This is a genomic window from Streptomyces sp. 184, from assembly GCF_045781775.1.
GTDB lineage: Bacteria > Actinomycetota > Actinomycetes > Streptomycetales > Streptomycetaceae > Streptomyces.
The window spans coordinates 13041-25642 of record NZ_CP123230.1 but is presented as its reverse complement, the minus strand read 5'-3'; the positions used below and the strand labels follow the sequence as shown (position 1 = coordinate 25642).

General features: G+C 74.7%; 9 protein-coding genes and 1 pseudogene. 7 read left to right on the top strand and 3 right to left on the bottom strand.

Going from position 1 to position 12602, the window contains the following annotated elements:
* The first annotated feature begins 126 nt into the window (after positions 1-126).
* The 6 genes and pseudogenes from QBL21_RS00095 to QBL21_RS00070 all read left to right on the top strand — a co-directional run bounded on the left by QBL21_RS00095 (position 127) and on the right by QBL21_RS00070 (position 7009).
* Positions 127-300, top strand: a complete 174-nt coding sequence (locus tag QBL21_RS00095) for a hypothetical protein (RefSeq protein WP_407559871.1) — start codon at positions 127-129, stop codon at positions 298-300.
* Positions 297-926: pseudogene (locus QBL21_RS00090) on the top strand (aminodeoxychorismate/anthranilate synthase component II); the annotation flags it as partial. The gene QBL21_RS00095 and the pseudogene QBL21_RS00090, both read left to right, overlap by 4 nt.
* 122 nt (positions 927-1048) lie before the next feature.
* Positions 1049-3643, top strand: a complete 2595-nt coding sequence (locus QBL21_RS00085) for a class E sortase (RefSeq protein ID WP_407559870.1) — start codon at positions 1049-1051, stop codon at positions 3641-3643.
* 50 nt (positions 3644-3693) lie between these two features.
* Positions 3694-4680, top strand: coding sequence for a class E sortase (locus QBL21_RS00080; RefSeq protein WP_407559869.1), 987 nt, complete (start codon positions 3694-3696; stop codon positions 4678-4680).
* 227 nt (positions 4681-4907) lie between these two features.
* Positions 4908-5453 carry a DNA-binding protein gene (locus QBL21_RS00075; protein ID WP_407559868.1) on the top strand — a complete coding sequence of 182 codons (546 nt, stop codon included), beginning with the start codon at positions 4908-4910 and terminating at the stop codon, positions 5451-5453.
* 65 nt (positions 5454-5518) lie between these two features.
* Positions 5519-7009, top strand: coding sequence for a serine/threonine-protein kinase (locus QBL21_RS00070; RefSeq protein ID WP_407559867.1), 1491 nt, complete (start codon positions 5519-5521; stop codon positions 7007-7009).
* A 61-nt stretch (positions 7010-7070) separates the two neighbouring features.
* On the opposite strand, the gene QBL21_RS00065 is transcribed toward QBL21_RS00070, so the two are convergent.
* From QBL21_RS00065 to QBL21_RS00055, 3 genes are all read right to left on the bottom strand, one after another.
* Positions 7071-8558, bottom strand: coding sequence for a hypothetical protein (locus QBL21_RS00065; RefSeq protein WP_407559866.1), 1488 nt, complete (start codon positions 8556-8558; stop codon positions 7071-7073).
* Complete coding sequence (locus QBL21_RS00060; protein WP_407559865.1) at positions 8552-10543, bottom strand: vWA domain-containing protein; 1992 nt, start codon at positions 10541-10543, stop codon at positions 8552-8554. Before QBL21_RS00060 ends, QBL21_RS00065 begins: the two co-directional genes overlap by 7 nt.
* 199 nt (positions 10544-10742) lie before the next feature.
* Positions 10743-10877, bottom strand: coding sequence for a DLW-39 family protein (locus QBL21_RS00055; protein ID WP_018838829.1), 135 nt, complete (start codon positions 10875-10877; stop codon positions 10743-10745).
* A gap of 180 nt (positions 10878-11057) precedes the next feature.
* Between QBL21_RS00055 and QBL21_RS00050 the strand changes: the two genes are divergently transcribed.
* On the top strand, positions 11058-12599 hold the full coding sequence (locus tag QBL21_RS00050) for an MFS transporter (RefSeq protein WP_407559864.1): 1542 nt from the start codon (positions 11058-11060) through the stop codon (positions 12597-12599).
* The last annotated feature ends 3 nt before the right edge of the window (positions 12600-12602 follow it).

Genomic DNA, 12602 nt, shown 5'->3' with positions numbered 1-12602 from the left:
GGAAGCCCGCCGCCTCGGGGGGCACGGGTCGTTAGTCTGGTGACTCGTACGGACGAATTCGGCAGCGGCTACGGACCGCGGACGGGTTACACAAGGGCAACGGCGAAGATCGGCGAAGAGGGACGCATGTACGGCTGGATCTGGCGGCATCTGCCGGGCAACGCGCTGGTACGGGCGCTGATCTCGCTCATCCTCGTCCTCGGCATCGTCTTCCTTCTCTTCCAGTACGTGTTCCCCTGGGCCGAGCCGCTGCTGCCGTTCAACGACGTCACCGTCGACGAGGGAGCCGCCCCGCGATGAGCGCGCGCATTCTGGTCGTGGACAACTACGACAGCTTCGTCTTCAACCTGGTCCAGTACCTCTGCCAGCTCGACGCCGAGTGCGAGGTGCTGCGCAACGACGAGGTGACGCCGCGGCACGCGGACGCCGGGTTCGACGGCGTCCTGCTGTCCCCGGGGCCCGGCACGCCGGAGCAGGCGGGGGTGTGCGTCGAGATGGTGCGGCACTGCGCGCCGCGCGGGCTGCCGGTGTTCGGGGTCTGCCTCGGGCTCCAGTCGATGGCGGTCGCGTACGGCGGCGTGGTCGGCCGGGCGCCGGAGCTGCTGCACGGCAAGACCTCGCCGGTGACGCACGGCGGCGCGGGCGTGTTCGCCGGGCTGCCGTCGCCGTTCACGGCGACGCGGTACCACTCGCTGGCCGTCGAGCGGGAGACGCTGCCCGACGAGCTGGCGGTCACGGCGGAGACGGACACCGGGCTGGTGATGGGCCTGCGCCACCGCGATCTGCCGGTGGAGGGCGTGCAGTTCCACCCGGAGTCCGTGCTGACGGAGTGGGGCCACCGGATGCTGGCGAACTGGCTGGTCGAGTGCGGCGACGCCGGGGCCGTGAAGCGGTCGGCCGGACTGGCGCCGGTGACGGGCGGGCTGGTGACGGACGGGTTGCCGGCGGATGGGTCGGCGGCGGGTGGGTCGGCGCCTGCGGGCGTGGCGTCCGGCGGCTCGGCGCCGCGGGGCCTGGCGCCGGCGGGCGGGTCGGCCGGGACACCAGGGTGACCGACACCCGGCCGGACGGCAACGCACCGGAGCGCGCGGAGGGGCGCGGACCGGGGCGCGAAGCGCGTTACCGCGGCTTCCACGATTCGAGCGCCCACGAGCAGCCGCCGGACGCCGCCGGGGGCCCGCCCGGCGACCCGCAGCCCGGCGATGCGCGGTCCGGCGGTTCGCGGTCCGGCGGCCTGCCGCCGCTGCCGCGCCGGGACACGTCGGGCGCGGGCGGACGCTCCGGGCCGGGCGCCGGGTCCGGCGCGGGTGCCGGGTCCGGTACGCGGCAGAGGTTCGGCGCCGAGCCGGGGCAGGGGCCGGGCGGTTACGGCGCGGGCGCCGGGGGCGGCTCCGGGACGTACGAACCGGGGACTTACGAACCGGGGACGGGCGCCGGCGGCAGGGGCACACGGCGCGGGGGCTACGGCCCCGGGCCCGGCGGCTACGGCGCGGGGGCCGGGGGCCGGGATCCGCTGGAGCAGGGCCACCTGCCGGAGTACGCGCAGCGCAACCCGCTGCGCGGCGACCCCCTGCCGCCGCCGCGCGGCACGGAGCCGGGGCCGCCGTCGGGTGCGCAACCGGGGACACAGCCGGGGCCGCCGTCGGAGCACCACGCCCAGGCGCCGTACGGGCAGATGTCGCAGGGCCGCTTCACACAGCAGCGACCCTCGCAGGCCCAGACCCCGCAGACGCAGACCCCCCAGTCCCCGTACCCGCAGCCCCACATCCCGCGGCAGGAGCCCGCGTCCGTCGAGGGCCCGCGCCCGCGCCCGCTGGAGCCGCGGCCCGAGTCCCCGACCTCGGCGGTCTCCCGCTGGTTCCGCCCGCATACCCCGCCGGACGCCCGGGAGGCGAACGCCGTCCCCACCGACCACCCGCGCCCGGCCGACCCCGCTCGCGGCACCCCGCGAAACGACCCGCCGGCCCACCCGAACGGCCACCGCCCCGACGCCTACGCCCCCGCCCCGGACCACACCGCGGCCCCGGCACCGGCGCCGCACCCCGACCCCTACGCGCCCTCGGCGTACCCCCCGCGCGCCGCACCGCCGGCCGACCCGGCGGCGATCGTGCCGCAGGAGGGGACCTCGGCGCGGTACCCGATGTCGTCGTACGGGGCCGACCCGCAGCCGTCCCCCTACGCGGAGGCGCCCGAGGCGGCCGCGTACGGGCAGACCACCCCCGCGTACGACCAGCAGCCCCCGGCGTCGTACGACCCGCAGCTCCTCGGCTACGACCAGGCCCCCGCCGACCCGCTCGGCGCCCCCCACCCCGCGGCGACCGGCGACCCGCTGACCGACCCCCTCCCCGGCCCGCTCGGCCCGGCAGCCGCACAGGCACCACCGGCTACCCCGGGCGGCGACCCCCTCACCGACCCGCTGACCGACCCGCTGCCCGGCGCCGCCCCCCAGCCCGCCCCGCGCCGGCACGCCGGCCGGCCGGCCGTCGAGGAGCAGCAGCCGTACCCCGCGCCGAACCACGGCCGGCACGCCGGCGGCGCCACCTCCGCCGGGTCGCCCCCCGGGGCGCACCGCGACCCGTCGCCCTGGGGCGACCTGTCCGCAGCCGCCCACGCCGGCGCCCCCGGGACAAGCGCACCGGCCGACCCGGCACAGACCCAAGCGCAGGCGCACGCACCGGCACCGGCACCGGCACCCGCCGACACCCCGCACCCCGGCCCCGCGCCCGCCGCACCCGGCCGGCCCACCCCTCGTACCCCCGACCAGGGGACGAACACCGCCGCCGACCAGCGCCTCACCTGGGGCACCGCCCCCGCCGCCCGCCGCCGCGGCATATCGGCGGGCGAGGGCCGCGGCGACCGCGAGGACCGCACCGTTCAGACGATGTCCCTGAACGTCGCCCGCGCGCTCGGCACCCGCATGTCCGCCCGCAAGGCCGCCCGCGCCGCGAAGCAGCAGCGCACCGTGCTGATCAGCCGGATCACCGGCGAAACGTTCATCACCCTCGGCGTGCTGATGCTCCTCTTCGTCGTCTACCAGCTCTGGTGGACCAACGTCCTGGCCGACCGCGAGTCCCGGCAGGAGGCCAAGCAACTGGAGGAGCAGTGGGAGCGCGGCGACGGCGCGGGCAAGGCGGACGCCCGCGACCCGGGGGCGTTCGAGGCCGGCGAGGGCTTCGCCATCATGCACATCCCGTCGCTGGACGTGAACCGCCCGGTGGCGCAGGGGATCGACAAGCAGAAGGTCCTGGACCGCGGCCTCCTCGGCCACTACGCGGAGGGCGACCTCAAGACCGCCATGCCGTGGGACAAGAAGGGGAACTTCGCGGTCGCCGGGCACCGCAACACCCACGGCGAGCCCTTCCGCTACATCAACAAGCTGGAGGAGGGCGAGGAGATCATCGTCGAGACCAAGGACACGTACTACATCTACGAGGTGGCCAGCACGCTGCCGTCGACCTCGCCGTCGAACACCGGCGTCATCGGTCCGGTGCCCGAAGGGTCGGGATTCACCGAGCCGGGGCGCTACGTCACACTAACGACCTGCACGCCTGAGTACACGTCCAAATATCGGCTTATTGTCTGGGGCAAGATGATCGAGGAGCGTCCGCGCAGCAAGGGCAAGCCCGACGCGCTCATGGACTGAGCGGGACGGGCGGGCCGGACGGCCGGCGGGACGGAACGAACGGGGTAGCGGTGGCAGCGACGGACGATGAGCGGGACGGCAGACCCGCAGCGGAGGCCGCGGACGAGGCTGCCCCGGAGGCCGCGGAACGGGCCGGCGCGGAGACCGCGGACGAGACCGCAGACGAGACCGCAGACGAGACCCCGGACGAGACCCCGGACGGGACCCGGGCCGAGGCGGGAGACGAGGCCGGACAAGAGAAGGACGGGAAGGAAGAGGCGGAAGAAGCGGACGAGAAGCCCCCGGCGGACTCCGCACCAGAAGCGGCCGGCAAGGGCACGGCGCCCGCGCCCGCCCGCCGCCCCCGCAGGCGGCGCGGCCTGGTCGCCGCGGGCGTCAGCCTCTTCGGCGAGGTGCTGATCACCGTCGGCATCCTCATGGCGCTCTTCGTCGTCTACTCCCTCTACTGGACGAACGTCCAGGCCAACCGCGAGGCCGGCCGCATGACCGACGACCTGCGCGACTCCTGGGAGAACTCCCCGGACGACGGCAAGCCCCGCCCCGTGGACATCGGCGACCTCAAGGGCGGCATCGGCTTCCTGCACGTGCCCGCGATGGAGGAGAACATCCTCGTGCGGAAGGGCACCGCGACCGACGACCTGAACAAGGGCGTCGCCGGCTACTACACCGAGCCCGTGAAGTCGGCCATGCCCTGGGACCGCCGCGGCAACTTCGCGCTCGCCGCGCACCGCGACGGCCACGGCGCCAAGTTCCACGACATCCACCGCGTCGACGAGGGCGACGCGATCGTCTTCGAGACGAAGGACCGCTGGTTCGTCTACAAGACGTACGCCGTCCTCTCCGAGACCTCGAAGTACAACACCGACGTGCTGGACAAGATCCCGGAGGAGTCGGGGAGGACGAAGCCCGGCCGGTACATCACGCTCACCACGTGCACCCCGATGTACACCTCCCGGCACCGCTACGTCGTCTGGGGCGAGCTGGAGCGCGTGGACCGCGTCGACGAGGAGCGCACCCCGCCGCCCGAGCTGTCCTGAGCCCCGCCGCACACCCCGCCGCACACCCCGCCGCGCACCGCGCCGCAGACCCCCGCCGCAGACGTCGGCGCGCCCCCGGGTTGGCACGCGTAGACCGTCGCGGACGTGGAAGAACGCGTCCCGCTTATCTCACCGCCCCGAGGTCTGTCTGGGCGCGGTCCCGCTCCGTAGGATGCAGTTCGCAAGCGCGAATCTGGACTCGGGGACATCTGGGGAGGCCGCACGGCATGGGAGCTCCACGGCAGGACACCAGCGAACGCGCACGAGAGCTACAGCGAAGCTGGTATGGCGAACCGCTGGGCGTGCTGTTCCGACGGCTGATCGACGATCTCGGCCTCAACCAGGCACGGCTGGCCGCCGTGCTCGGTATTTCGGCGCCGATGCTGTCGCAGCTCATGAGCGGGCAGCGGGCAAAGATCGGCAATCCGTCGGTGGTGCAGCGCGTGCAGGCGCTACAGGAGCTGGCCGCGGAGGTGTCGAGCGGCAGCGTCTCGGCGGCGGAGGCGGCGGAGAGGATGGAAGGTATCCGCAAGAGCGCGGGAGGGGCGGTGCTCGGTACGACGCAGACGCAGTCGTCGACGGGCTCCACGACGGTGCGTCGCGTCGTACGGGAGATCCAGTCGCTGCTGCGCTCGGTGGCCGCCGCCGGCGACATCATCGAGGCGGCGGACCGGCTCGCGCCGACGCAGCCGGAGCTGGCAGAGTTCCTCCGGGTGTACGGCGCGGGCCGTACCGCCGACGCAGTGGCACATTACGAAGCGCATCAGTCATAACAGGATGAATTAACAGAAGAACGAGCAGAACGAGTAGAAACCGTACAAGGGGCGGGCGCGGCAGCATGGGTGAGGTCTTCGCTGGGCGGTACGAGCTGATCGATCCGATCGGCCGGGGCGGGGTGGGCGCGGTCTGGCGCGCCTGGGATCACCGGCGACGGCGCTATGTCGCGGCCAAGGTGCTGCAACAGAGCGACGCGCACACGCTGCTGCGTTTCGTCCGCGAGCAGGCGGTACGCATCGACCACCCGCACGTGCTGGCACCCGCCAGTTGGGCGGCGGACGACGACAAAGTGCTGTTCACGATGGACCTGGTGCGCGGCGGTTCACTGGCCCATCTGATCGGCGACTACGGACCGCTCCCGCCGCGGTTCGTCTGCCTGCTGCTCGACCAACTGCTGGCCGGGCTGGCCGCGGTGCACGGCGAAGGCGTCGTGCACCGCGACATCAAGCCGGCCAACATCCTGCTGGAGGCGACCGGCACCGGCCGGCCGCACCTCAGGCTCTCCGACTTCGGCATCTCGATGCGCAAGGGCGAGCCCCGGCTGACGGACACCAACTTCGTCGTCGGCACGCCCGGTTACTTCGCGCCGGAACAGATGCTGGGCGCCGAACCGGACTTCCCCGCGGACCTGTTCGCGGTGGGGCTGGTGGCGCTGTACCTGCTGACCGGGGAGCGTCCGGACAGCCAGGCACTGGTGGAGATGTACCTGAACAGCGGCGTGCCGCCGGCCCCGGCGGAGGTGCCGGAGCCGCTGTGGCAGGTGCTCGCGAGCCTGCTCCAGCCGGACCCGGACGTCCGCTTCCGGACGGCGACGGGCACGCGGAAGGCGCTGGCCGAGGCGGCGGAGCTGCTGCCGGAGCTGGATCCGGCGGAGGAGCCGGTGGAGGTCTTCGACCAGCTCGGGCCGCTGCCGGTGGGCTTCGGGCCGAGGGGCCCGGAGCGGCCGGAGGTACGGACCGGGGAGGCGGGGCCGAGCGCGGGCCCCGGCGCCGGTGCTGGTCCGGGCCCTGGCGCAGGCCCCGGTCCTGGCGCAGGCCCCGGTCCTGGCGCAGGCCCCGGTCCTGGCGCAGGCCCCGGTCCTGGCGCAGGCCCCGATTACGGTACGGGCCTTGGCACCGGCGCCGGTACGGGCACCGGTACGGGCCCCGGGCCCGCCGGGGACGCCGCTGCCGGCGCGCCCGGCTCCGCGTACGCCCCCGCCGGCACCGGATACGTACCGCCGGCTGCTGCCGCGGCCGTGCCGGGCCCGGCGGGCCCCGGCACCGCGCACCCGCCGAGCGCGGGTGCGCCCGCCGACGCGACCAGCTACGGCATCGCGCCGCCGGGCGCGACGCAGCCGCCCACGCCCACGGCCCCGTACACGACGGCCCGGCCCCAGCCCCAGCAGCCGCAGCACCCCCACTCCAGCCCGCAACCTCGGCCGCAGCACCCCCGGCCGGCCGCCGGGGGGCCGCAACGGCGACCGGGACCGCCGGTGAAGGTGGCGGTCCCGGTCGTGGTGCTCGCGGTGCTGCTGCTGGCGGCCGGCGTCTGGGCGCTGGCGTCGGGCTGACGCCCGTACGCCCGGCGCCCCGACGACCTGCGCCCCGACGCCCCGCGCCCCGACTGCCTCCCTACTGCCGCCAGTTCTGCTGCGGCGGGGGCGGCGGCTGCGGCGGGTACCCCTCGCCGTACGGCCGGCCCGCGGGCCCGTTGCCGTACGCGCCGGGCGCCGTCTGCGTGTCCTCGCCCGCCACCTGCGGGCCGCCCGCGACCGGCACCGCCCGGCGCCGCGCCAGCAGCGTCCACAGGCCCAGGCCCGCCAGCAGCAGCACGCCCGCGGCGATCCCGGCGATCGCCAGGATCTTCTTCCCGGCACCGTCACCGTCGCCGCTCTCACCGGCCGGCGTGCCCTCCGCCGCCGTGTCGCGGTCCTCGTCGGTCACGGCGAACCCGGCCGCCTCCGCGTCCCCGTCGTACGCCGGGCCCTCCTGCGGCTCGCCCTTGATCGTCGTGCGCAGTTCCACCGGCACCGGGCCGTCCGTGAACTCGCCGACCTCCTCCGACACGGTCACCGCGATGTAGTACCAGCCCGCGAAGCCGACGTTGCCGATGTCGCCGTTGTAGACCGCGTAGCGGTTCTCGTACGCCACCGGCGGCCCCAGCGCCGGGAGCGCCGCGGGGTCGTCGCCGTAGTACGTCTCGTCCTCGGTGGCGATGAACCCGCGCGCGGGGTTGTAGAAGTCGACCCGCACCCCGTTCGAGGCGTACGCCGAGTCGTCGCTGACCTGCGTCGTACCGAACTCGGTCTGGAGGAAGAGCTGCTGGCCCCAGTCCAGCGGCACCCGGTAGAAGTGGGTGTCGCCCGGCTTGATCCGGTCCGTCCACACGCCGTGGTCGATGCCGACCGCGTCGTTGAACCCGGTGCCGCCCTCGCGCCGCTCCGCCTTGTCGGTCGGCGGGGGCGGTGGCTGCGTGGGGATCGACTCGGGGTCGGGCGGGGTCGTGGGCTCCGCCTTCGCCAGCGGCGGCTCCTCCATGAAGCGCAGCTCCAGCGACCAGTCCTCCGGGGTGGAGGTCGCCTCGCTGACGCGGGTGACGATGAGGTTGTAGACCCCGGCCTCCTGGCACTGCCCGTCCGGCTGGGCCACGCGCCAGACGTAGTTGGCGATCGGCCGGGCGCCGCCGTCGGCACGGAAGTCGACGTCGGAGCTGCTGCACCGGTCGCCGCCCTTGCTCTCCAGCTCCAGCTCGATGCCGTCGCCGTACGCGACCTTGGCGCCCGGCTTCGGCACGGCCACGGCGGATATCCAGGCATTGGACTTCGCGTCGAGCGTGACGCTGTAGTAGTGCTTGTCGCCCGGGGCGATGGAGTCGGTGTACGTCCTGCCGGCCGCCATCTGCTCGCCGCCGGTGCTGCTCGCGGCGCCCTCGATGGACTCGGCGTCCTTCGCCGTCCGGTACTCGTCCGCGTCGACCGGCTGGTTCGCCTTCGCCGCGGCCGGAGCCGGACCCGTCGCGGGCGCCGCCACCGCGGCCGGAGCCGCCGCCGGGAGCGCTGCCAGCGCACCCAGCGCCACCACCGCCGCGGCCGGCCCCGCCGTCGTTCGCGTTCTCACCATCCACCCCTTACGCCGTTGCCTGCCGCTGCTTCCGGCGTCGCCGGCCGCTTCCGGTTCCGTACGATCACGAACGCGGCGCCCGCGCCGACGAGCAGCACGGCCCCCGCGATCCCGCCGGCGAGCGGCAGGACGGAGTCCGATGATTCCTCGTCCGCCCCGGCCCGCGCACCCTTCCCGTCACCCCCGCCGCCGCCCTTGTCGCCGCCCTTGTCGTTGGCGACGGCCGGCGCCCCGTGCCGCGGGCCGGACTTCTCCTCGCCCAGCACGTCGACCCGCAGCACGACGCCGATGGCCGTGTTCTCCGCGAACCGCGCGGCCTCCGGCCCCAGCGAGACCGACAGGTAGTACGCGCCGCCGCGCCGCACGGGCACGACCTCGGTGTCGGTCTCGTAGCGGTTGGTCCAGCTCACCGGCACCGTACCGAGGTCGGAGGCGACGGGCTCACCGTAGTAGCTCCGGTCGCTGCTGAACGGGCCGTCGCCGACGACGGAGCGGCCGGGGGCGTAGAGGTCGGTGTCGGCGAAGCTGGAGACGCCGGCGGCGCCGTCGAGCGTGGGCTCGTTGGCGAACTCGACGCGGTAGCGGAGCTGCTGGCCCCAGCCGACGTCGACCTTGTAGAAGCGCATCTGCGCGGGCAGGAGTTCGTCGCGCCAGACGCCGGGGCCGAGGGCCTTCGCGTCGTTGAAGCCGGTGCCTCCGGTGATGTCCTCCGGAGCGGCGGTGGGCAGCGCGGCGCCCTCCTCGCCGGCCGGCCCGTACTCGGGCTCGGACTGCGCGGGCGTGACGCCGTCGGGCAGCGGCTCCTCCTCGCCGAAGACCAGCTCCAGCGGCCAGCGGGCCTGGTCGGAGCCGGGGTCGCTGGTGCGGTGGACGCTGAGCAGATAGCGGCCGGCGGCGTCGCAGGTCTCGCCGCCCTCGTCGCTGGGGATGCGGCTGACCGCGTTGGTCAGCGGCTGCGCGCCCTCGTCCTGCCCGAAGATGTCGCGCTGCGCGTCGCACCGGGTGTCGTAGTCGTCGGTGGCGTGCAGCTCCAGCTCGATGCCGTCGCCGTACGCGACGGGCACACCCGGCTGCGGCACGGCGGTGACGCCGAAGTCGGCGGCGGAGGCGGCGTCCAGCTCGGCGGCGTACCACTTGGTCTCGCCGGCGCCGATGCTGTCGAGGTACTGGCCGGGCGCGATGTCCGCGGCGCCCCTGCGGGCGAGGCCGCCCTCGACGGGGTCGCCGCGGAAGCGGTAGCCGTCCGCCGACAGGCGGGCCGCGCGCTGGAGCTGGCGGGCGAGCGCGTCGGCGTCGGGTGCGTCGTAGTACGCGCCGTGCCCCTTCTCCGCGATGCACTTCAGCTCGTCCCGGGCCCTGCCGCCGACCTGGAAGCCGACCGTGTCGATGCGCAGCGCGCCGAAGGCGCCGCCGGTCTCGCCGAGTCGCTCCGCGACCTCGCAGGGGTCGGGGGTGCCGCAACTGTCCTCGCCGTCGGAGACGAGGAGGATCGAGCGGTGGCCGAGGGCGCCGGGCGGGCGCTCGGGGAGATCCCTGGCGGCCCGTTGCAGCGAATAGCCGATGGGCGTGTCGCCCTTCGGCTTCACATCTGCTACGGCGTCCTTGATGCGGCCCCGGTCCAACTCCTCGACGGGAACGGCGAGACGGGTGTCGGTGCAGCCGCTGGGGCGGTCGGCACCGTAGACGCGCAGGCCGGTCGGGTAGCCGTCGGGCATGGCGTCGACGACGGTGCCGACGGCCTCGCGGGCGGACTCGATACGGGTGGCGCCGGAGCCGTCGTCCTCGGCCATGGAGCCGGACGAGTCCAGCACCATCACCAGGCCGCCGCCGGTCGGCGCGGCCTCGGTGGGTGCGCCGGGCCTCGCCGGCGCGGCGGGTGCGGCGGTCGCCGCCGGCAGCGGGCCGGCGGTCAGCGCGGCGGCGAGTGCCGCGGCCGCGCCGGCGTACGCGGGCCATCGCCCTCGTACGCGAAGTGGTGCTCCCATGACATGTCCCCCTCGTGTCTCCGCCATGTGCTCATGCACCGTAAAACGTGTGCAGTAGCAAATAACAGGGGGCGTGCGTCACGGTCGTGCAACAGCACTCCGGTCATGCCGAAGCCCCAGCCGCACCGCCGCAGAAGCGGCGGGGCCGGGGCCCAGGGCCGGCCCGCGAACGGGCGGCTCTGCTCGGAACTCTCGCGTCTCAGACGCCCGAAGAGGAGGGCACCGAGTCGGTGGCCTCCGTCCACAGGTCTTGCTCGGCGCGATCCGCCTGGATCTGGCGGTACACGAGAAGCCCGCCCAGAGCGGCCAAAGCGATCAGGAACAGCTTCTTCACCGCGCTACCTCGTCCTTCCAGAGACATTGGGACTACGAGGCCCGATGATACACAGCGCAAACGACACCGGCGCCGGGCTCGGGACCACGGCACCAGGACGGCACTAGGACCTAAGTCCCCGCCCCGGCTCCATCCGGCGCCCGATCCGCGCCCACCCGTCCGCCGCGCACGATGGCGTCCATGACGACGCACGACGCCACCGACACGACCGACCCCGGCGATACGACCGACCCGACCGGCACCCCACCGTCCCCCCGCACCCCCACGGCCGCCCCTGCGTTCGCCCCTGCGTTCGCCCCAGCCGCCCCTGCCGCCGGCCCCGCGGCCAGCGCCCCGTCGCGGCTCTGGCCCGTGCTGCTCGCCTCGTACATCGGCCAGTTCCTCGTCGTCCTCGACGTCTCCGTCGTCAACGTCGCCCTGCCCAGCATGCGCGACGACCTCGCCCTCAGCGGCGGCGCGCTCCAGTGGGTCGTCAACGGCTACGCCCTCACCTTCGCAGGCTTCCTCCTGCTCGGCGGCCGGCTCTCCGACCTCCTCGGCCCCAAGCGCATCTACCTCACCGGACTCGCCCTCTTCGCCGCCGCCAGCCTCGCCGGCGGCCTGGCGCAGAGCGACGCCGTGCTCATCACCGCCCGCGCCGCCCAGGGCGTCGGCGCCGCCTTCCTGGCGCCCGTGACGCTCTCCCTGCTGACCCGGGCCCTGCCCGAGGGCGCGGCCCGTACCCGCGCCATCGCCGCCTGGACGGCGGTCGGCGCCGCCGGCGGCGCCACCGGCGGGCTCATCGGCGGCGCGCTCACCGACCTGGCGTCGTGGCGCTGGGTGCTGCTGATCAACGTGCCCATCGGCGTCGCCGTCGGCGCCGTCGTGCTGCTCTGGCTGCGCGAGCACCACCCCGACGCCGACCGCCCCGCCCTCGACCTCCCCGGCGCCGTGCTCGTCACCGGCGGCGTCGGCGCCGTGGCGTACGGCATCACCGAGACCGAGTCCGCCGGCTGGACCGCCGGCTCCGCACTGCTGCCGCTGCTGGCCGGGCTGGCGGCACTGGCGGGCTTCGTGGCCGTGGAGGCGCGGTCCGCGCAGCCGCTGATGCCGCTGCGGCTCTTCCGCATCCGCGCGGTGGCCGTCGGCAACGTCGTGACGCTCGTCAGCATGGTCGGCGCCTTCGCGCTCTGGTACTTCCTCACCCTCTACATGCAGACCGTCCTCGACTACAGCGCCATCCGCACCGGCCTGGCCTTCCTCCCGCACACCGCCGCGCTCATCGTCGCCTCCCAGTTCGCCCCCCGCCTCTCCGCCCGCTTCGGCAGCCGCACGATGACGGTCGTGGGCGGGCTGCTGACGGGCGGCGGCTTCCTGTGGCAGGCGGCGGCCATGGACGCGGACGGCACGTTCGTCTCGGCGATCCTGGGCCCGGCGCTCCCGATGGCCGCGGGCCAGGCGATCCTGCTGGCGCTCCTCACCGACGTGTCCACCTCCGGCGTCGGCGAACGGGACGCCGGCGGCGTCTCCGGCCTGGTCAACACCTCCCGCCAGATCGGCGCGGTACTGGGCCTGGCGATCCTCGGCGCGGTCGCCTCCGCCGGCCACGGCACCCCCGAGGACGGCTACGCCCGCGCCTTCCTGGCCGCCGGCGTCATCACCGCCGCCTCGATGCTCCTGGTCCCGTTCCTCCCCCGTCCGGCGAAGCAGACCCGGCCGGTGTCCGGACACGTACACGCGTGAAAA

Excerpts from the sequence above, each read along its gene's own strand:
- QBL21_RS00095 (WP_407559871.1), top strand. The coding sequence starts at position 127 with ATGTACGGCTGGATCTGGCGGCATCTGCCGGGCAACGCGCTGGTACGG.
- QBL21_RS00075 (WP_407559868.1), top strand. The coding sequence starts at position 4,908 with ATGGGAGCTCCACGGCAGGACACCAGCGAACGCGCACGAGAGCTACAG.
- QBL21_RS00070 (WP_407559867.1), top strand. The coding sequence starts at position 5,519 with ATGGGTGAGGTCTTCGCTGGGCGGTACGAGCTGATCGATCCGATCGGC.
- QBL21_RS00065 (WP_407559866.1), bottom strand. The coding sequence starts at position 8,558 with ATGGTGAGAACGCGAACGACGGCGGGGCCGGCCGCGGCGGTGGTGGCG.
- QBL21_RS00060 (WP_407559865.1), bottom strand. The coding sequence starts at position 10,543 with ATGGGAGCACCACTTCGCGTACGAGGGCGATGGCCCGCGTACGCCGGC.
- QBL21_RS00050 (WP_407559864.1), top strand. The coding sequence starts at position 11,058 with ATGACGACGCACGACGCCACCGACACGACCGACCCCGGCGATACGACC.